General features: G+C 50.6%; 24 protein-coding genes and 1 tRNA gene. 14 read left to right on the top strand and 11 right to left on the bottom strand.

The features are described 5' to 3' along the window. Positions 1–153 precede the first annotated feature (153 nt). The 3 genes from nirK to ACJHVI_RS00220 all read right to left on the bottom strand — a co-directional run bounded on the left by nirK (position 154) and on the right by ACJHVI_RS00220 (position 3,257). Positions 154–1,275, bottom strand: a complete 1,122-nt coding sequence (nirK, locus tag ACJHVI_RS00210) for a copper-containing nitrite reductase (protein ID WP_483182571.1) — start codon at positions 1,273–1,275, stop codon at positions 154–156. A gap of 239 nt (positions 1,276–1,514) precedes the next feature. Then, positions 1,515–2,666, bottom strand: a complete 1,152-nt coding sequence (locus ACJHVI_RS00215; protein ID WP_483182572.1) for a YncE family protein — start codon at positions 2,664–2,666, stop codon at positions 1,515–1,517. A gap of 9 nt (positions 2,667–2,675) precedes the next feature. After that, complete coding sequence (locus ACJHVI_RS00220) at positions 2,676–3,257, bottom strand: SCO family protein (RefSeq protein WP_483182573.1); 582 nt, start codon at positions 3,255–3,257, stop codon at positions 2,676–2,678. 171 nt (positions 3,258–3,428) lie between these two features. Between ACJHVI_RS00220 and ACJHVI_RS00225 the strand changes: the two genes are divergently transcribed. Continuing rightward, on the top strand, positions 3,429–3,860 hold the full coding sequence (locus ACJHVI_RS00225; RefSeq protein ID WP_483182574.1) for a hypothetical protein: 432 nt from the start codon (positions 3,429–3,431) through the stop codon (positions 3,858–3,860). Positions 3,861–4,005: 145 nt separating this feature from the next. On the opposite strand, the gene ACJHVI_RS00230 is transcribed toward ACJHVI_RS00225, so the two are convergent. The 5 genes from ACJHVI_RS00230 to nagZ all read right to left on the bottom strand — a co-directional run bounded on the left by ACJHVI_RS00230 (position 4,006) and on the right by nagZ (position 6,952). Further along, entirely contained in the window at positions 4,006–4,470 is a 465-nt protein-coding gene (locus ACJHVI_RS00230) for a hypothetical protein (protein ID WP_483182575.1), read from the bottom strand. 8 nt (positions 4,471–4,478) lie between these two features. Further along, positions 4,479–4,859, bottom strand: a complete 381-nt coding sequence (locus tag ACJHVI_RS00235; RefSeq protein ID WP_483182576.1) for a hypothetical protein — start codon at positions 4,857–4,859, stop codon at positions 4,479–4,481. Continuing rightward, complete coding sequence (locus ACJHVI_RS00240; protein WP_483182577.1) at positions 4,846–5,412, bottom strand: hypoxanthine-guanine phosphoribosyltransferase; 567 nt, start codon at positions 5,410–5,412, stop codon at positions 4,846–4,848. The genes ACJHVI_RS00235 and ACJHVI_RS00240 overlap by 14 nt, the downstream gene beginning before the upstream one ends. Positions 5,413–5,543: 131 nt before the next feature. After that, the gene (locus ACJHVI_RS00245) at positions 5,544–5,915 is read right to left on the bottom strand and encodes a DsrE family protein (protein ID WP_483182578.1); all 372 of its coding nucleotides are present in this window, start codon (positions 5,913–5,915) and stop codon (positions 5,544–5,546) included. A gap of 26 nt (positions 5,916–5,941) precedes the next feature. Then, positions 5,942–6,952 (bottom strand): beta-N-acetylhexosaminidase, encoded by a 1,011-nt coding sequence (gene nagZ, locus ACJHVI_RS00250; protein ID WP_483182579.1) that lies wholly within the window; start codon positions 6,950–6,952, stop codon positions 5,942–5,944. A 221-nt stretch (positions 6,953–7,173) separates the two neighbouring features. On the opposite strand from nagZ, the gene ACJHVI_RS00255 reads away from it, so the two are divergent. The 8 genes from ACJHVI_RS00255 (at position 7,174) to pepD (ending at position 12,268) form a co-directional block, all read left to right on the top strand. After that, a complete protein-coding gene (locus tag ACJHVI_RS00255) occupies positions 7,174–7,437 on the top strand; it encodes an oxidative damage protection protein (protein WP_115218322.1) in 264 nt (87 codons plus the stop codon). 83 nt (positions 7,438–7,520) lie between these two features. Further along, positions 7,521–7,596, top strand: a tRNA-Phe gene (locus ACJHVI_RS00260). A gap of 33 nt (positions 7,597–7,629) precedes the next feature. Then, complete coding sequence (rpmB, locus tag ACJHVI_RS00265; protein ID WP_115218323.1) at positions 7,630–7,866, top strand: 50S ribosomal protein L28; 237 nt, start codon at positions 7,630–7,632, stop codon at positions 7,864–7,866. Positions 7,867–7,877: 11 nt separating this feature from the next. Beyond that, positions 7,878–8,048 (top strand): 50S ribosomal protein L33, encoded by a 171-nt coding sequence (rpmG, locus tag ACJHVI_RS00270; RefSeq protein ID WP_072576824.1) that lies wholly within the window; start codon positions 7,878–7,880, stop codon positions 8,046–8,048. Positions 8,049–8,205: 157 nt separating this feature from the next. Further along, on the top strand, positions 8,206–9,093 hold the full coding sequence (locus ACJHVI_RS00275; protein WP_483182580.1) for an ATP-binding cassette domain-containing protein: 888 nt from the start codon (positions 8,206–8,208) through the stop codon (positions 9,091–9,093). Continuing rightward, positions 9,090–9,809, top strand: a complete 720-nt coding sequence (locus ACJHVI_RS00280) for a hypothetical protein (RefSeq protein WP_483182581.1) — start codon at positions 9,090–9,092, stop codon at positions 9,807–9,809. Before ACJHVI_RS00275 ends, ACJHVI_RS00280 begins: the two co-directional genes overlap by 4 nt. Further along, entirely contained in the window at positions 9,806–10,819 is a 1,014-nt protein-coding gene (gene sohB, locus ACJHVI_RS00285) for a protease SohB (protein ID WP_483182583.1), read from the top strand. The genes ACJHVI_RS00280 and sohB overlap by 4 nt, the downstream gene beginning before the upstream one ends. A gap of 15 nt (positions 10,820–10,834) precedes the next feature. After that, on the top strand, positions 10,835–12,268 hold the full coding sequence (gene pepD / locus ACJHVI_RS00290) for a beta-Ala-His dipeptidase (protein ID WP_483182584.1): 1,434 nt from the start codon (positions 10,835–10,837) through the stop codon (positions 12,266–12,268). Between the two features lie 214 nt (positions 12,269–12,482). On the opposite strand, the gene ACJHVI_RS00295 is transcribed toward pepD, so the two are convergent. Both ACJHVI_RS00295 and yihA read right to left on the bottom strand, forming a co-directional pair. Then, positions 12,483–13,268, bottom strand: coding sequence for a TSUP family transporter (locus ACJHVI_RS00295; protein WP_483182585.1), 786 nt, complete (start codon positions 13,266–13,268; stop codon positions 12,483–12,485). Next, positions 13,258–13,863: a ribosome biogenesis GTP-binding protein YihA/YsxC gene (gene yihA / locus ACJHVI_RS00300; protein ID WP_483182586.1), complete on the bottom strand. Its 606-nt coding sequence runs from the start codon at positions 13,861–13,863 to the stop codon at positions 13,258–13,260. Before yihA ends, ACJHVI_RS00295 begins: the two co-directional genes overlap by 11 nt. A 208-nt stretch (positions 13,864–14,071) precedes the next feature. On the opposite strand from yihA, the gene ACJHVI_RS00305 reads away from it, so the two are divergent. From ACJHVI_RS00305 to ACJHVI_RS00325, 5 genes are read left to right on the top strand one after another with little or no spacing between them, the layout of a single operon-like run. Next, positions 14,072–14,740: a c-type cytochrome gene (locus ACJHVI_RS00305; RefSeq protein WP_483182587.1), complete on the top strand. Its 669-nt coding sequence runs from the start codon at positions 14,072–14,074 to the stop codon at positions 14,738–14,740. Between the two features lies 1 nt (position 14,741). Continuing rightward, positions 14,742–15,200, top strand: coding sequence for a YcgN family cysteine cluster protein (locus tag ACJHVI_RS00310; protein ID WP_483182588.1), 459 nt, complete (start codon positions 14,742–14,744; stop codon positions 15,198–15,200). Continuing rightward, positions 15,197–15,871: a cell division protein ZipA C-terminal FtsZ-binding domain-containing protein gene (locus ACJHVI_RS00315; RefSeq protein ID WP_483182589.1), complete on the top strand. Its 675-nt coding sequence runs from the start codon at positions 15,197–15,199 to the stop codon at positions 15,869–15,871. Before ACJHVI_RS00310 ends, ACJHVI_RS00315 begins: the two co-directional genes overlap by 4 nt. Next, positions 15,847–17,997 (top strand): NAD-dependent DNA ligase LigA, encoded by a 2,151-nt coding sequence (ligA, locus tag ACJHVI_RS00320; RefSeq protein WP_483182590.1) that lies wholly within the window; start codon positions 15,847–15,849, stop codon positions 17,995–17,997. The genes ACJHVI_RS00315 and ligA overlap by 25 nt, the downstream gene beginning before the upstream one ends. A 33-nt stretch (positions 17,998–18,030) precedes the next feature. Next, positions 18,031–18,480 carry a YbjN domain-containing protein gene (locus ACJHVI_RS00325; protein ID WP_483182591.1) on the top strand — a complete coding sequence of 150 codons (450 nt, stop codon included), beginning with the start codon at positions 18,031–18,033 and terminating at the stop codon, positions 18,478–18,480. Positions 18,481–18,543: 63 nt separating this feature from the next. Here ACJHVI_RS00325 and ACJHVI_RS00330 read toward each other — a convergent pair whose 3' ends face one another. Continuing rightward, positions 18,544–18,906: a hypothetical protein gene (locus ACJHVI_RS00330; protein WP_483182592.1), complete on the bottom strand. Its 363-nt coding sequence runs from the start codon at positions 18,904–18,906 to the stop codon at positions 18,544–18,546. Positions 18,907–18,937: the final 31 nt, after the last annotated feature.

Raw genomic sequence — 18,937 nt, forward strand, 5'->3', positions numbered from 1 at the left:
CTTTATATAGTTAATTCATACAGCACAACATATGGCTTTTGTGTATCGGCTTAATCACATGAATAAACTAAGGTTTCAATTGTTTGTTGACTATATTATTTCAGCTACAGAAAAAATAGCCCGCGCTAGGCGGGCTATCAGCACAATCAAGGCTTAGTTTTTGATTGGGCTTGGCGGAACGACTTGTTCCATCAGGTCGTTATCCCATTTGCCGTCCACGCGGATTTGCGAAATCGCGCCGAAGTTCAGAGCTTCGATCAGGTTGTGGCTGAGGTAAACGTAGGTGCCGGGTTGTTTGAAGGTGTACATGGCTGCGCCTGCCGAACCTGCTGCAATGACCCAAGTTTCCAAATCTTGCGCCGGTGCGTCTGCCAAATTACCGCGTTCCCAGACGTATTCGCCGTGTCCGCCGATTAAGTGCGGATAGCTTTGGCGGTTAGCTTGCGAGTGGTAAAGCATGACGGTTTCGCCGACTTTTGAAGTCATGGCATTGTCGCCGAGCAATTGTCCTTTGGTTTCGCCGAAGACAATATGGCTGGGAATTAAGGTATCCATGGCGCGTTTGTCGTCCGCATAAGAAGCGGCGGCATTGTCAAAGCGCATGAATTCGCCTTTTTCGTTCTTAGGAATGTAGTAATCCTGTTCGCCGATGTAGTAAGCGCGGTCGTATTTCAGAGGATTGCCGTCTTTGTCTTTTAAGCCTTCTTTAGGCAGGACGGTAATCGCGCCGTTCATGCCATGCACGACGTGCCAAGGAATCATCGCGCCGCCCGGTGCGCAGTGGTAAATGAATACGCCCGGTTTAATGGCTTTCCAACGCAATACGACTTCTTGACCGGGGGCTACGTTGGTTAATTCGCCGCCGCCCAAAGCGCCGGTTGAAGAGTGGAAGTCAATGTTATGCACTAATTTGTTATCAGCGGCATTTTTTAAAGTCAATTCAACGTAATCGCCTTCATGAACGACCATCATCGGACCGGGTACATGACCGTCGAAGGTAAATGCCCACATAAATACGCCCGGCTCGACTTCGATTTCTTTTTCTTGAATGGTCATGGTGTATTTGACCAAACGCGGTTTTGCCGGTGCTTCCAAGCTATGCTCTTGAACGAGCGGTGCAGGCAGAAGTTTTGGGGTAACAACTTCTAAAGCTTCGATATCTGCTTGTTTGCCGACTTCATAACCTTCTAAGCCGCCGGTGTGCGTGCTTTTAGTGTCTGCTAATACGCCGGTGCTTAATGATGCCACTGCCATCGCTAAGAATAGCTTTTTCATGATTTTCTCCTTACGGGTTGATTAAGGGCTTTCATTTTACAAGTCTGCCGATTTAGCGCCTTGACTTGCGTCAATTTTGTTAAATTTTTTTGACAAAAAGTTTGTGAAAAATACTTGTCTATTTGTTTTTGTGATTATTGTCCTGTTAGTAAAGATTATTCTTCATAACAGAAAGATGGCTGTGCGGCTTTTATGATAATGAGCGATTAAAAAGCACCGCTTGGCGGTGCTGTAGAGGGTTAATAACAAACCGTGTTGGCGGTATTCATGCGGATACGTCCGACTTCGGCGATGCCGCTTAAGGGAATGTCGGGCAGACGGACTTGGCGTTGCAAATCGAAGACGCCGAGTTTGTTGCTGCGCGCCGTGCCGAAAAGCAGGGTTTTGCTGTCACCGCTGACCCAAACGTCATTGACGTTTTCTTCATAGCCGAAGGAGATGACTGTGCCTTTGTCCATGTCTTCAAAAGGATAAATACCGAGGTTCTGGTCACCTGCCACAATCAGGTATTGATCGAGCCAGCCGGTGCGGAAGCGGTTGGGCGGGAAGGAAATTTGATATTCCGTCGGTTCGTCGCTTTTGTCCAAATTATAGATTTTCAAATTGCCGCGTTTGTCGCCGAAGATGACGTGGCGCGTGCCGTTATCGACATAAGGCTCTACCATGGCTTCATTTAAATGACGGGAATCGTGCATTTTGCCGGTACGGATGACTTTGCCGCTGTCATTGAAGTAAATGAAGCCTTCATCGGCATAATAGGTGTTGAAGGCAATGACTTTGTCTTCAAAACTGGGTGCGCCCATGCCGAAGCCTTTGTCGCCTTCCATAGTGATTTCCGACCAGCCTTCCTGCGGTTTATCGAGGCGGTAGCGGTAAATCATCGGCGTGTTTTCCTGCATTACCCACACGGTGCGGCTATAGACGCTGAAGACGATGTTGTAGCGCGTGTAAAGGCTTTGGAAGTCTTTTTCAATCACATTGAGTTCGCCGCTGGCAAAGTCTAAGACCGCGATATTTTTAAACAGCACGACTAAAATTTTGCTGCTGTTGGGGATAAAAATCAGGCGGTAAGCGGTACTGGGCGTGGGATGGCGTTTGATTTCGCGTGTTTTTAAATTCAGGCTGTACACCGCTCTGTCGATGCGGTCGCTGAAAGCCAAATAATGTGAATCGGTGCTGGAGGCGAAGACTTTTGCCTGCACGGGCAGATTGAGCAAATCAATCTGTTTTTGCTCGGCAAGATCAACCACGGCAATTGCGGGCACTGCCGTGTCGGCAATAAAGGCATGGCGGGTCGGGTTGTATAAATTGACTTTGGATTGTTCTTGCGCGGGTGTTTGCCAAGCCGCAAGGGTGAGAATCAGCGTGCAGAGACGAAGAAAGTTATTCATATCAATCTCCTATTGCTGTTCGTGAGCGGCGATACTGGCTTCGATGCCTGCCAGCAATTGCTTGTGTCCGCTTTGATAATCAAAGACATCTAATAATTCGCCCTCTTTATCCAAGAGATAAATCAACGTGGAATGGAAGACGACATAAGGTTTGTCGCTGGGCAGATTGTCGTATTCCACTTTTTTGCCGTCAATTTGATAGCCGTAAGTGGCATTGAAATTCTCAACGGTTTGGTCAATTGCCGCCCGCTCACCGCCTAAGGCGAGAATGCGTTTGTCAAAATAGCCGGTGTATTTGGCAAGCGTTTCGGGCGTGTCCCGATGCGGGTCGATAGTGATGAAAATAGCTTGCAGGCGTTCGGGTTGCTGCATATTTGCCAGCACTTGTTTGAAATCAAACAAAGTGGTGGGGCAAACGTCCGGACAATGGGTAAATCCAAAGGCAATCAGTTGATATTGATCGGGGAAATCTTTTTGCGTGACGGTCTTGCCTGTCTGATCGAGCAGCGCGTATTCATAAGTCGGGGCGGCAATCGCGCTTACTGCGGCGAAAGCGGCAAGGCATAAGAATTTGTTCAGATAATGTTTCATAGTCAGCTCCTCTTATTAAAATGAAAGGCATTATAATCGCTTACGCAGCAATCATTTGCCTTGATATGTGTCAAGAAAGTAAAAAATAAGCAGTATTTTTAGTATTTTTTTGATGTATGAAATGAGAATAATCCTTGTATAATGTCAGATTCATTAACAAAAGGATAGAAAATGAAAAAATATCTTTTAGCATTCGGATTAAGTCTGGCAGTCATGCCTGCTTATGCCGCCAAACCAGCATTTTTCGGCTATGGCGATCATATCAAGCGTATAGCGGATTTGCCGGATATCGAAGAGCTGAAGGTGCAAGGCAGATACGTGGATATCGGCTATTGCTATAAGCAGCTGAGCATTATGTTTATCCCTGTGTGGAACTGGGATGAACGCTATTGCGGCTATATCGATGAGAATACCTACAGCGATGTGGGCAAAGAAACCTTGTTGGAATTAAGCCGGTTGCTGAATGCCGATACTTCTTGGGATGACGGCAAATCTAAATTGAGCATGTGGGAGCGCGTTTGGGGCAAATTGGCATTTGCCGGCGTATTGCTGCTGTTTATGTTATTTAATCTCTTGAAATCCAATAAATCCGAAGGCGAATAAAAACGTTTTTGAAATCTGATGCCATACAGCCATTGCGATGAATGCGCAATGGCTGTATGTATTTGTAGTCGCTTACAATCACAATGATACGGCATTGCCTTGCCGTATGCTCTGTACGGCTTGCGCTTTGTCGTCTTGCTTTAGTTTAAAGACCTAAGCCGATACCGATACCCATATTGCGGTGTCCGCCGCCAATGCCGACGCTAACGCCGTGATAGCCGCCGAATCCGAATCCGCTGTTCGTGCCGTGAAAACCGCGATGCCGCCAGCGTTCCGGATCGCGATCGCAGGGGGCTTGCAAGATAACGGGCGTGGCTTTATAAATGCCGCGCATATTCAGATAACATTGCACAAAATCATTCACATAGGGGTTCATGCTGGGAGAAATATAGCGCGTGCGGGTTACGGCTTCCACAATTTCAAAATGCCCGTCGGGATAAATGGCAACCAGCGCGTCGCGCCCGATTTGCCGCGCTTTGCGCCATTGCGCGATGCTGTTATCTGTGCTGGCGTCCAAATAATGTTCCACATGATAATCGCGCTCTTGCCCGATGGTGCTGCTGCAAGCGGCAAGCAGGGTGCTAAGGAGTAATAGGCTGATTTTCTGCATGATACCTCCTAGTATGGGCAGGGAATGCGGCGGCTGTAAATCCGTCCGTGCCGACGGATGTTTTGTCTGCAGTCGCCGGGGTAGATGGTGCCGCGGCTGATGGTGGTGTTGCCATCGCTGTAAACGCGGCGGGTATCTCGGGGGTAGTCGTAAACATATACTGGTGGCGGCGCGGGGCTGTGTATGAGAACGGCGCCTTGCGAACCTTGTACGGCAAGGCTGCCCGAGACCGGCGGCAAACCCATGTGGCTGTAGCTTCCCGAGCTGGTTTCGCTGATGCTGTTGCCGCTATGGGAGAAATGCACGGTGTTTTGATTGTGATAGCTGCCTTGGGCAAGGCAGCCTGTCAGACATAGCGGGATTAGCCACAGGGCTTTAGAGCTGCGCATTTTCTTTCAGGGCGTAAATGCCCGGCAGGTGGCGCAGATAGCCGTGATAATCCATGCCGCAGCCGAAAATGTAGCGGTCGGCAACGTCTGTGCCGACAAAATCAATTTGGAAATCAGGCACTTTTCGGTCGTGAATTTTGTTAATCAATGTACAGGTGGAAAGGGTTTCGGGCTGCTGCGCTTTGAGTTCGTCATAGACGGCTTTCAGGGTAATGCCTTCGTCGAAAATATCGTCGATGAGTAGAACGTGTTCGTCTTTCACATTGACGCTGGGGCGCATTTTCCAAATCAGTTCTTTGCCGCCGACATTATCGCGGTAGCGCGTGGCGTGCAGATAGTCCATGCGATGATAAAAGCTCAGGCGCGTGAGCAATTGTCCCGCGGGAATCAGTCCGCCGTTCATCACGACCATGACAATCGGGTTCAAGCCTGCATAATGCAGATTGAGTTGCGCCGCAAGGCGGTCGTAAGCGGCATTGATTTCGCCGGCGCTAATCAGGCATTCGCTGTGGCGAAGGATGTTTTCTAATTCTTTATTGGTTAAATTTTTCATCAAAAATTCCTTACTATTTGAAATCTTTATCTTTTATAAAGGATGATGTGTGGGGGAGGCGTAATCTCTTCCTGTTCAGGCAACATCTAGAGCGGGGCTTTATTTGTTGTTCTGTGTGTTGAAACATAGGTTTAATAGGTCAGGGTGCGGACATTGGGGCTCATGATTTCGCCGATGATGTAACCGCTGCTTACGGTTTCGCTCACTTCGGCAATCAAATCTTTTTCATTCCAAACTTGGGTGACAAATTTGCTTACTTTAAATACTACGCCGTTTTGATAGGCTTCTTTGATTAAATCGTAAATGGTTTCATCGGGTTTGCGCTGCGAGGGGATTTTATTCGCCGCGCCGCGCATGGCGAGTTCGCCGGCGCGACCGGCCAAAATCACTTCTACGCGGTAATCCATCGAGGCGGCAACAGTGGCATGGTAAATCGGCTCAACCAATTCCGCACTCGATTCCAAAGAGCTGTTTAAAATAATGACGACAAGTTTATCAGCCATAAGATGGTCCTAAAAAAGAGAGCGTATTATGCCATAGCTAGGGTGTGTGCGTGATGACGGCGGTAAATTTCTTCCGCGGCGGCATAATCTTGTGCCAGTCGCTCTGTGGGCAGGGCTCGGGCGCGTAGAGCCTGCAAGCGTGCTTTGCTGCGTTCGGGCTGCGGCAGACGCAGTGCTTGCGCCAGCGCGCTGTCCATATCGGCAAAAGTATTGCAAATCATCGCCGCATCCGCGCCGGCATCTAATGCCGCCTGCACGCGTTCGGCAGGATTGGCGAAAAATTTCGCGCCTGCCATGTCCAAATCGTCGCTGATAATCGCGCCTTCAAAGCCCATATCGCGCAAAGATTGCAGGCAGAGGGCGGAAAATCCCGCCGGTTTGTCGTCTTCAGGCAGCATAATATGCGCGCTCATAATCGCCTCGATGCCGTCTTGGATATTGGCGTAAAAGGGAAAACGATCCGCCTCGCGCAGCGCATAATCGCGCCTATCGCAGGGCAGCATCAGATGCGAATCGCCTTGCACGCGTCCATGACCGGGATAATGTTTGCCCACTGCCGCCATGCCCATCTGCCGCAAACCGCGGCGCAAAGCGCAAGACAATAGCGCTACCGCCGCAGGCTCGGCATGAAAGGCGCGGTTGCCGATGACATCGGACTGCGCATCTTGCAAATCCAGCACCGGTGCGAAACTGAAATCAATATCTGCGCGGCGCAATTCATACCCCATAATTGCTCCTGCCGCCTGCACCCATTCGCAGGCGCCCTGCGGCGCATGATCAAAATAGCGTCCGAAAGCGGCGGCTTCGGGGAGGTGCGTAAATTCATAACGAAAACGCTGCACGCGTCCGCCCTCATGATCCACCGCAATCAACAGATCCGCGCGGATAGCGCGAATGGCGGCGGTTAAGGCGCACAGCTGCGCCAAATCTTCAAAATTGCGCGTAAATAAAATCACGCCTGCTGTCTGAGGATGGCGCAAGCGCGCCTCATCCGCCGCCTGCAACTGCCTACCCTCAATACCGATCAATAAAGCCATCTCTGCCTCTTGAGAAAAATTTGCGCCAGTGTAGCATGCCGCACAAGCAAAACCGCGCCGTTTACGCTATCATACGCGCCGCATAGTATAGTCGGAGAAGTGGAAAGTAGTACAAGGCGGCGAGCCGCAGACAGTACAAGAGCGTACGGCAAGTTGAGCCAACACCGTAATACTTTTTCAATTCTTCGACTATAGAGAAATCTTAGATACGGAGAGGCTATATGGCGACCATCTTTTGCCAAAAATTACAACGCGAAGCAGAGCAATTGCCGCGCAAACCCATTCCGGGTGAGATCGGCGAACGCGTATTTCAGCACATATCGAAAGAGGCTTGGGAATTATGGCTCAAGCAGCAAACCATGCTGATTAACGAATACCGCCTCTCTTCTTTCGAGCCGGAAACCAAAGCCTTTTTGCGCGAAAAAATGGAGGCTTTTTTATTCGGCGATGAAAACGTCAGCCCGCAGGAATATCGTCCGCAATAGACTTTAGCTGCAAAGATGCAAAAATTTTTAAAAAGCGCTTGACGGCATCGGCAAAATACGGTTTAATGCGCGCCTTCTTAAACGGCCAAGTAGCTCAGTCGGTAGAGCAGCGGATTGAAAATCCGCGTGTCGGTGGTTCGATTCCGCCCTTGGCCACCATTAGTTTTAATTGACTTTATACAGAGGTACGGCATGTCACGCATTTGTCAGGTAACCGGTAAACGTCCCTTAGTCGGGAACACGGTTTCACACGCAAACAACAAAGCGAAACGCCGTTTTCTTCCGAATATCCAAGAACACCGTTTTTGGGTGGAGAGCGAAAACCGTTTCGTCAAACTGAAAGTCTCTGCCAACGGTATGCGCATTATTGATAAGCGCGGTATTGATGCAGTATTAACAGAAATCCGCGCTCGCGGCGAGAAAGTGTAAGGACGTTAATCATGGCTAAAAAAAATGTTCGTGAGAAAATCCGCCTCGTATCTTCAGAAGGTACAGGTCATTTCTACACTACCACTAAAAATAAACGCAATATGCCGGAAAAAATGGAAATCAAAAAATTTGATCCAGTAGCGCGTAAACATTGCATTTATAAAGAAGCAAAAATCAAATAAGGTTTTGCTTCTTGAGGAAAACCCGCTTTTAAGCGGGTTTTTTTATAGTCTTTTAACCTTAAAATGCGGTTATTCCGCGCTTTTTCTGACAAAATGCGCATCTTTAAGTCTCATTTTGAAGTTAAGGTACTCTTTTTAGTCGAGTGATTGTCATTCTATGAGCGAAATCCTACTGCAACTACACCGCATTCAGCACCGCCATGGCAATAAAACCGTATTGAAAAACGCGGATTTGCAGGTCGCGCGCGGTGAAATCGTGGCATTGATTGGGGAAAACGGCGCAGGCAAAAGCACGCTGTTATCGATTGCGGCGAATTTGCAGAAACCGCAAGCAGGGCAGCGCCAATATGCGCAGCCGATGCCGCGCATCGTATGGCTGGGCGATAAACCTGCTTTATATCCCGATTGGACGGTCGAAACCTTTATTCATTGCAGTGCCGATTGCCAAGCGGTGGCAGATGCCAAGGCGGCGGCATTGGCGGCGGTTGCCGCCTGCGGCTTGGAAAGCGTTTTAACAACACCCTGCAAACATCTCTCGCACGGCTTTCGTCAGCGCGTTGCCTTAGCCGGCGCTTTGGCGGGGCAGCCCGATTTATTGTGCCTTGACGAGCCGGGCAATGGCTTGGATATGGGGCAGAAATTGGCGCTGCGCACCATCTTGCGGCAGGTGGTGCAGTCTGCCGGCGTATTGCTGGTGCATCATGATTTGGAAGAAGTCGTGGCATTGTCAGACAGGGTTTATGCCTTGCAGCAGGGTTATTGTCTGGCATTGCCTTTGCTGGCGAAAGAGGAATGCTGGCTATGGTGCGAGTGGGAAACTGCCGAGCAGGCGCAAAGCTGTCTTGATGCTCAGCAGCTCTTAGGCTCTTGCAGCGGTTATTTTTTTACAGATACGCAGGCGCGGGCGGAAAAAATGCAGCAATTAAGCCGGCAAACGGGTTTGCTGCGCATGGGCTTTCATTTTCCGGCTGCGGCTTTGCAGGCACAAAGAGAGGCATTGTTTGTGCCGGAGGCGCTTGAGGCGGAACAGGGGAGGGCGTCATGAGTCCTTTATGGCGTAAGGAATGGCATTTGCAATCCAGTCTTGCCGCTTTATGGCTGCGATTAGGCTTGTGGCTGGCTTTGGCTTTGTTTTTTCTCTCGGCTTATCAACAATATCAATCTTTGGCTTTGCAATTGGCGCAATTCGAAAATCGTCGCGGCGCAACGCAGATGCTGCTGCTGCCGGTGAATCAGCTTTTGCTCAATGCGATGTTGCTGTGGACGGTATTTTTCGGCGCACGCGCTTTGGCGCAGGAATATGAATGGCAGACCCTGCCTTTCGCCGCTGCTGCTGTTTTGTGGCGCAAGGCGCTGATTTTATGGTTGAATGTAATGTTGCTAAGCCTGCCTTTTTGGTTGTCGGTCGGCTTTTTAGGGCTGAAGACCGATTGGGATAAGGGCTTGCTTTACGGCATGGCGGCGGCGCAAATTTTCTTGAGTCTCTATGTTTTGGCGCTGGTATGGCTTTTAAGTCTGCGCCTGCGCCATAGCGTAACCACTGCTTTGGCGGCTGCGGTGCTGCTTTTATTGCTGTGGCTGTCGCCTTTATTGATTTACGAGCCGGCGCTGGCGGCTGATATTGTGCGCTGGCTCTCGCCTTTTTCGCATGCGGCTTTGTTTACGCAGGGAATTTTTCATGTGCAGACGGCAGTTTTTGTCTTGCTGCATGTCTTGTTTTTTGGCTCTTGCTTTATATTGATGCAACAGGAGAATCGATGATGATGGAATTTTGGCAGGCTTATGCCTTGTTTTTCGCTAAGGGATTGACGGCGGTGGTATTGCTGATTGTGTTAGTGGCGGCGGTAGTGGCGCTGAAAGGCGGCGATGACGATGATGAGGAGAATAAGCTCAAAATCACTTCTCTTAACGATACGTTCATCAATTGGCGCGAGCAGCTGTATGCGCAGATGCTGGATAAAAAGGCATGGAAAGCGCGCGAAAAAGCGCTGAAAAAAGCGGAAAAAGCCCAAGATGAGGTGGAAAAGCCGCGTTTGTTTGTGTTGGATTTTGACGGCGATGTGGAAGCCTCTGCGGTGGCGGATTTGCGCGAGCATATTTCTACCATTTTGCAAGTGGCGGAAAAGACAGATAAAGTCTTGCTGCGCTTGGAAAGCGGCGGCGGTTTTGTGCATAGTTACGGTCTGGCGGCTTCGGAATTGGCGCGTTTGCGCGCTAAGGAATTGCCGCTGGTGGTGGCGGTGGATAAAATCGCGGCAAGCGGCGGCTATATGATGGCTTGCGTGGGCACGGAAATTATCGCCGCGCCTTTTGCCGTTATTGGTTCGGTGGGCGTGATTGGGGCGGTGCCGAATTTCCATGAATTGCTGAGCCGCAACCATATTCAATATGAGCAGCACACCGCCGGCGAGCATAAGCGCAGTTTGACTGTCTTTGGCAAAAATACCGATGAAGACCGCGCACAATTCAAAAAAGAATTAGCAGAAACGCATGAATTATTTAAAAATCATATTGCCGCCATGCGCCCGCAATTGGACGTGGAAGCGATTGCTACCGGCGAGACATGGTACGGCAGTCAGGCATTGGCAAAAGGCTTGATTGACCGCGTGCAGGTCAGCGACGATTATTTGCTGGAACATATCGATAGCCACCAGATTTGGCAGATTAGCTATGAGGCGAACGAATCCTTTATCGAGCGCCTAAAAGGTCATATTTTCGGACAATGGGGACGCGCCCAAGCCAGCGCGCCTTTAAAAAGCCGTTTTCGTTAAGACAAGGAGCAGATGATGAGCATTCAAGACTTAAAACCCGCAGGATTGTGGCACTATTTTTATCAATTGACCCAGATTCCGCGCCCTTCGCATCAAGAAACGGCAGTGCAGGATTTCGTATTGGCGGAAGCCGCGCGATTGGGCTTGTGGGCGGAGCGTGATGCCGCCGGCAATGTCTTGGTACGCAAAGCGGCAAGCGCCGGCAAAGAACAGGTTAAAGGCTTGATTTTGCAAAGCCATTTGGATATGGTGGCGCAGAAAAACCAAGACAGCGCCCATGATTTCAGCCGTGATCCGATTCAAGCTTATATTGACGGCGAATGGGTCAAGGCGCGCGGTACCACCTTAGGCGCGGACAACGGCATCGGCGCGGCGGCAGCCTTGGCGATATTGGCGGATAATTCTCTCGATCACGGACCGATTGAAGCTCTCTTTACCGCGACTGAAGAAACCGGCATGGACGGCGCCAAAGGTTTGCAGGGCGGCTGGCTGCAAGGCGATTATCTGCTGAATTTGGACAGCGAAGAATTGGGCGAAATCTGCATTGGCTGTGCAGGCGGCGTGGATGGTAGCTTTAGTCTGCCGCTGGCATTTGCTCCCAATACGCAGGCGGGATTCCAATTGCAAGTGCGCGGTTTGAAAGGCGGACATTCCGGCATCGACATCCACAAGCAGCGCGGCAATGCGATTAAAATTTTATTGCGCCTGCTGCGTAAACTTTCAGACAACATTCAGATTGCCGAAGTGGGCGGCGGCAGTTTGCGCAACGCTATTCCGCGCGAAGCGCAAGCATTCTTTGCTTCTGCTCTCTCGCAAGCGCAATTGCAGGCGCAGATTGATGTGCTTATTCCTGTCATTAAACGTGCTTTGGCGGAGGATGAACAAACAGTGTGCATCGAACTCAGTCCTGCTGCACAGCCGGCGCAGGTCTGGACGGCGGCAATACAGGAAAACCTGCTGCGTACCCTGTATTTATGCCCGAACGGCGTGGATCGCATGAGTATGGCGGTGGCGGGCTTGGTGGAAACCTCGACCAATCTTGCCAAAATCAGCTGCGAACATACGCAATTGCAGGTGCATTGCCTGCTGCGTTCTTTAGACGATGCGGCGCGTGACGATTTGGCGGAGCGCATGGCGGATCTCTTCCGCTTGGCGGGCGGCAGCGCGGTATTAAGCGGTGCCTATCCCGGCTGGCAACCCGCGCCCAGCTCGGCAATTAGTGATGTACTCTCGCGCGAAGGCGAAAAACTCTTAGGCAAAATGCCGCTGATTACCGTCATTCATGCAGGACTGGAATGCGGCTTATTGGCGCAGCATTATCCGCATTGGCAAATGGCATCCTTCGGCCCGACGATTGAAATGCCGCATTCTCCTGATGAACGCGTGCATATTGAAAGCGTGGCGCAATTTTGGCAATGGCTGGTCAATACCTTGGCTGCGATGGAATGATTTGAGCTTATCGTCGAAGAATAGAAAACTATAGTCTCTTCAGATTAAAAGGATACGCTTTAATCTGAGGAAACTATACGATAATTGTCGGCTTGTCGCTTTGTGTAAATGTCTACTTCTTCGACGATTTAGGATAAACATTGCGCCGTCATATTACGAATGACGGCGCAATGTTTTTTTAGTATACAGGAATAACTACGCCTAAATTTGCTTTTCAATAAAGGTGGAACCAATTTTTACCGATTAAATACAAGCTCATAAGAACGGACATAGTTATCACCATGGGGCGGATAAGTTTGTTGCCTTTGCTTAAAATCATGCCCGAGGCAATGCGCGCGCCGATAAGTTGTCCTGCCGCCATGGCAAAGCCGACAAGCCATATGATTTTGCCGCCCAGCATGAAAATGAAGAGGGCGACAAGATTGGTGGTGCCGTTATACAGTTTGGCTTCAATGGTGGCGTGTTGCAGGGTGTAGCCCCGCAAAGCGATTAAGGAGAGCAGGATAAAGCTGCCGGTGCCGGGGCCTAGAAAACCGTCATAAAAGCCAATCGGTGCCAGTGCGCCGATTAAAAAGGCACTCATGGGCAGGCGGGCTTCCTGTTCGACTTTGCCCAGTGCCGGCATGAAAATAAAAATAGCGGCAACAACAATCAATAAGACGGGAATCACATTGTTCAGCCAATCTTTGGGCAGAATTTGCACCACGGTGCTGCCTAATGCCGAGCCGATTGCGCAGGCGACGATGCCGGGCAGGAGTTTGCGGAAATTCAGATGTCCGCGGCGGATAAAATACCAAGCGGCGTAGCAGGTGCCGAAACTGCTTTGCAGTTTGTTGGTCGAAAGTGCCGCATCAGGCGGAAGCCCGGAAATCAGCAGAGCGGGCACGGTCAGCATACCGCCGCCGCCGGCTAAGGTGTCCACAAAGCCGGCTAAGGCGCCGACGGCGAACAGCGCAAGCAGTATCCATAGGGAAAGGTTTCCGGTCAGTTCAGCAATCATAGTCAAACCATTGGTTGAGTTGTGTAATCAGCTGCGGCAAACCTTGTTTTTTAAGGCTAGAGAAGGTTTGCACGCTAAAAGGCGCGTTCCAGTTCACGATTTCGCTTTTCACCGCCTGTAATTGCTGCGCGGCTTGGCTGTTGCTCAGTTTGTCGATTTTGGTCAGCAGAATATGCGCCGGCAATTGGCGTTCGGCGCAGCATTCCAGCAGGCGGATGTCTAAGTCTTTCATCGGATGGCGGCTGTCCATCAGCAAAATTATGCCGCGCAGAGTTTCGCGCGTGAGCAAATAATCGCCCAGCAAACGCTCCCAATGGCTGCGGATTTCGTCTGGCACTTTTGCATAGCCGTAGCCGGGTAAATCGACTAAATAATCGCCGGTTTGTGCCAGTGAGAAATAGTTGATTAATTGCGTGCGGCCGGGGGTTTTGGATACGCGCGCCAGATTTTTCTGGTCGGTTAGGGTGTTTAAGGCGCTGGATTTGCCTGCATTGGAGCGGCCGGCAAAGGCGATTTCCGCCCTCGCATCATTGGGCAGCTGCTTTTTGGCATTGGCAGAGAAGGCAAATTTTGCCTGATGATAGGGATTTCGCATATAATGTAGAATGTTTAAAAACAAGCCTGCGGATTATAGCGGAAATTCGCGCAAGACAATTCATCAAAATTTCTTACTAGTTGAAAGACCTCTCTTCAGGTAGGATAATGGAATTGAGAGAGGCTTAATAACTTTTTTCAATTCAGGGCAACACGTAGAGCGACGCTTTGTGTGTCGTTCTGTGCGTTGAAACATCATGGAGCAAATTATGAAAAAAACAGCAGTTGCAATATTGGCATTAGGCGCCAGTATGATGGCATTTGCCGAGGCAAACCTAGAGGCCGGCAAGGAAAAGGCGGAGACCTTATGCATGGCCTGTCATGGTGCGGGCGGCGTGTCGCCTAATCCTATTTGGCCGAGTTTGGCGGGGCAGAGCGCCAAATATACGCTGAAACAGTTACAAGATTTTAAAAGCGGCGCACGCAGCAATGCCGTGATGGGCGCGCAGGCGGCGATGCTCAGCGATCAGGAAATGGAAGACGTGTCCGCTTATTATGCTTCATTGGCTTTGCCGCCTGCGGCAACGCAGGGACGCGGCGATGCGCCGGAAGAAATGTTGGCGGAAGGTCAGGCATTGTATCGCGGCGGCGATTTGGCACGCGGCATTCCCGCTTGTTCGGCTTGCCATGGTCCGACAGGAGCAGGTATTCCGCCGGCGGCTTTCCCTGCTTTGTCGGGTCAGCAAGCCGAATACAACCGTATGCAGTTACAGCATTTCCAACATGCGGCGAATGCCGATCAGCAGGCAAGCGACAGCACTTTGACGGCTGATGAAATGCGCGCCAACGATCCGAATGAGATGATGCGCGATGTGGCGCGTAAATTGACGCCGCGCCAAATCGAAGCGGTGAGTCTGTATATTCAAGGCTTGAATTAATTTGACCGGCCCTTGGTGGCACAAGCCGCTGGATGCGCTGAATGCTCAGGAGTGGGAAGCGCTTTGCGACGGTTGCGGCTTGTGTTGTTTGAATAAAATGGAAGATATTGACACGGGAGAAGTTTACTTCTCCCGTGTGGCTTGTTCGCTGCTCGATATCGAGGCGGCGCAATGCGGCGATTATCCCAATCGTGCGCAGAAAGTGCCGGATTGCCTGAATTTGGCGGAGATTGCCCGCGAGGATTTCCGTTGGCTGCCGCCGACTTGCGCCTACCGCCTGCGTCATGAAAATAAGCCCTTGCCGAAATGGCATTATTTGGAAAGCGGCGATAGACAAACTTTGCACCGCTGCGGACGGAGCGTCTGTCATTTTGCTTTGTCCGAGCGCGAGGGTTATGCGATTGACGATTATTTGATGTTCAGGCTGGAAGATGCTTTGGGAAACGGGGAGAGTGAATGAGTCAGGAAATGATGTTGTGGATTGTCAGATTGCTGGGTACGGGCTTGGCGCTCTTGCTTTTGTATCATGCGCGGCGCATTTATGTGCGCCGCCAGCGGCAATTGGAGCAATTGCTTTTGCAGCGCGCAGGACAAGCCCCTTTGCCTAGCGCACAAGCGCAAAAAACATCACGTCTGAATCCCGGTTTCTTCGGTAAAACCGCTTTACTGACCGCAGACAGTCTGCCCGATGCGCCGACGATTGATCTGCCGCTCAGCATTATGGCGCGCATCGGTCAGCATTTCAGCGGCGACGACATTGCCGCTTTGGTTAAAACTTTCGGTTTGCAACGTTCGCCCAGCGGCGTATATGAATTGCTCAATGAAAACGGACGCGATATTTTATTCAGCATGCTCAATATCCATAGCCCGGGGATTTTTGCGCAGGATTTGGAGCATATGGCGCCGATTGACGGCGTGATGCTGGTCTTGCAATTGCCCAATTGCGGCGATGCGGTAAAAGATTGGGAAAATTTTCTGGCGATTAGCAAGGATATGGCGGAGCTTTGCGGCGGGCGTTTGTGCGATTTTGAACGCCGTCAAGTAACCGCCAAAGACTTGCTTACTTACCGCCATGCGGCAGAAAAATTCCAAAGAGATTATGAACAATGGTTAGCCGCTCATCAGCGCTAGAAGATTTGGCTGCCGAAGTGGCAGCTTTGCGCGAAGAAATTCAAATACATAACCGCCATTATTACGAAGAAGACAATCCGCAGATTGCCGATGCGCAATACGATGCCCTGCTGCGCGAGCTGGCGCAAAAAGAGCAGCAATGGCTGGAAGAACGGCGCTTGGCTTTGCAGGCGGAATTGGCGGGCTTGCAGTCGCAAGGCGGCGATATAGAAAATTGGATTCGTCAGCAAGAGATTCGGCAGCAATTGCAGGATTTGACTGCCGACAGCCAATCGCCTACGCAAATCGTTGCAGGCAAGGCGGCGGCAGGTTTTACGACGGTGCGCCATCAGGTGCCGATGCTGTCTTTGGATAATGTGTTTAATCAAGAAGAATTCGCCGCATTTTTCCGCCGTTTGCAGGAACGTTTGGGCGAAGGCTTGCCGCTTTCCGCCGAGCCGAAATTTGACGGTTTGGCGATTAATTTGCGCTATGAACAAGGCGTTTTGGTGCAAGCCGCCACGCGCGGCGACGGCGAAACAGGCGAGGATGTCAGCGCCAATATCCGCACCATTGCCGATATTCCCGCGCGTTTGCAGGTGCAACATCCGCCGGCGGTTTTGGAAGTGCGCGGCGAAGTGTATATGTCGAAAGCGGCGTTTTTTGCCTTAAATGCCGCCGCGCTTGCCTCGGGCGGCAAAACCTTTGCCAATCCGCGCAATGCCGCCGCAGGCAGTCTGCGCCAATTGGATGCTACGATTACCGCGACAAGAAAATTATCATTTTTCGCCTATGGTTACGGCGAAATACAAGGTTTTGCTTTGCCCGAGACTTATACGCAATTCTTAGCGCAATTACGCCGCTTCGGCTTTCCGGTCTGCGATTGGCAGCGCAGTTTGACAGGCGGGGTTGCCGCTGCTGCCCGATATATGGACGAGCTGGCCGCCGAACGCGAGGCATTGCCTTATGAAATCGACGGCGTAGTGTTTAAAACGGATGCTTTTGCGGCGCAGCAGGCATTAGGCTTTCGCTCGCGTGCGCCGCGCTGGGCGATTGCATGGAAATTCCCGGCGATGGAAAAAACCACGCTTGTAGAAGGCATTGACGTGCAGGTCGGACGTACGGGCGCGGTAACGCCGGTGGCGCGTTTGCAGGCGGTGGAAGTAGGCGGCGTAACCGTTACCAATGCCACTTTGCATAATGCCGATGAAGTGGCGCGCAAAGATGTGCGCGTGGGCGATACGGTATTTGTCCGCCGCGCGGGCGATGTGATTCCCGAAGTGGTCAAGGTCGTGATAGAAAAGCGTCCTGCCGACAGTCTGCCTTTTACGATGCCCGAGCATTGCCCTGTCTGCGGTTCGGAAGTGCTGCGTCCCGAGGGCGAGGCGGTGGCGCGTTGCTCGGGCGGTCTGCATTGCAAGGCGCAGCGCGTGCAGGCGCTGATTCATTTTGCCTCGCGCAAAGCAATGGATATTCAGGGACTGGGCGATAAACTGATTGAGCAAGTGGTGGAAAACGGCAGCGTGCATAGTCCTGCGGATTTGTTCAAATTAAGCCTTGCCGATTGGGCGGCTTTGCCGCGCATGGCGGAAAAATCGGCGCAAAATGTGATGAATGCGCTAGAGACGGCGAAGCAGACGACTTTAGCGCGTTTCATTTATGCTTTGGGCATTCGCGAAGTGGGGCAGGTCAGCGCGAATTTGCTGGCGCAGCATTTTCGCCGCCTGCCGGAGCTCATCCAAGCTGATGAAACCCAATTACAGGCAATTGACGGTATCGGACCCGTGATGGCGCAATATATCCGCCATTTCTTTTTAGATGACGCCAATCTTGCCGTGATGGAGGATTTGCAGGCTCAAGGCATTATGTGGCAGGACATTGAGGCGCAAGAAGCCGTCAGCGATAGTCCCGTCTCGGGCAAAACTATCGTCATGACAGGTACTTTAGCGCGTTTTACGCGCGAAGAAGCCAAGGCTGCTTTAGAAAAACTGGGCGCGAAAATCAGCGGCAGTTTGTCGGCAAAAACCGATTATCTCTTGGCGGGAGAAAAAGCGGGCAGTAAATTAAATAAAGCCCAAAATCTTGGCGTGGCGATTGTGGATGAGACACAGTTGCTTTCTTGGTTAGCGGCAGGCGGTTTGCTATAATGTCCGTTCTTTTTACTAACAGAGGATATGAAAATGCGTAAAGCTCTCTTACTTGCCTTAAGTGCCGTGAGCCTTAATCTGATGGCGGAAACAGTAGATGCAACCGATCCGAATAAGATTTTAGAGATTGCCAAAGGTTTTGGCAGCGCGGAATTGTCTAATGACGATCATGGTGATCCTTTAATTCAAGGACGTATGGAAGGGCAAAAATATCAAATTATCTTCTATGATTGCGAAAACGGAAAAAAATGTACGACCATTACTTTTGACGCCGCTTGGGAAAACAGTTCGGAAGTAGATTTGGAAAAGGTCAATGATTGGAACCAAAACAAACGCTTCGGCCGCGCTTTCCTTGATGCGGACGGCGATCCGGCTTTGGATTGGGATGTAAACTTAAAGCATGGCGTAGAGAAACGCAATCTTGATAATACCTTCAATATCTGGAAGGATATCATGCAAGAATATGTCGATTTTATTAAATAAGCATTTAATCAATCAAAATAAAACCCTGCATTTCGGCAGGGTTTTTCTTTGGGTGTTTCGCGCTTAATGCCAGCGGCGATACCATTCGCGCGAGGTATTGTCTTCGGCGCAGCGGTAAATGATGGTGGCGAAAACAGCAAGACCGCCGATGACTGCCGCTACGGAATAAGGATGTTTTTTCACGCAGCTAGAGATTTCGTCCGTCCAATCACCGCCGACGCTTTGTACTTCATTCCATGCTTTACGCCCTTTGCGGCGTGCTTTTTCAAAGAAATGAGCGGCTTCATCGCGTCCGTCTTCATAAACGTTCTCTGCTTCGCTTAAGGCTTTATCTAAAAATGATTTCAGCTCTTTTTGCGTATAGGCAAATTCTTTTTTCATCTCGGCTAATTGTTTTTCGAGAACTTCTACACGATCTTCTGCCATTTAAAGGCTCCTTTGCTTTTTTGTGAATGAG

The organism is Suttonella sp. (assembly GCF_056855035.1).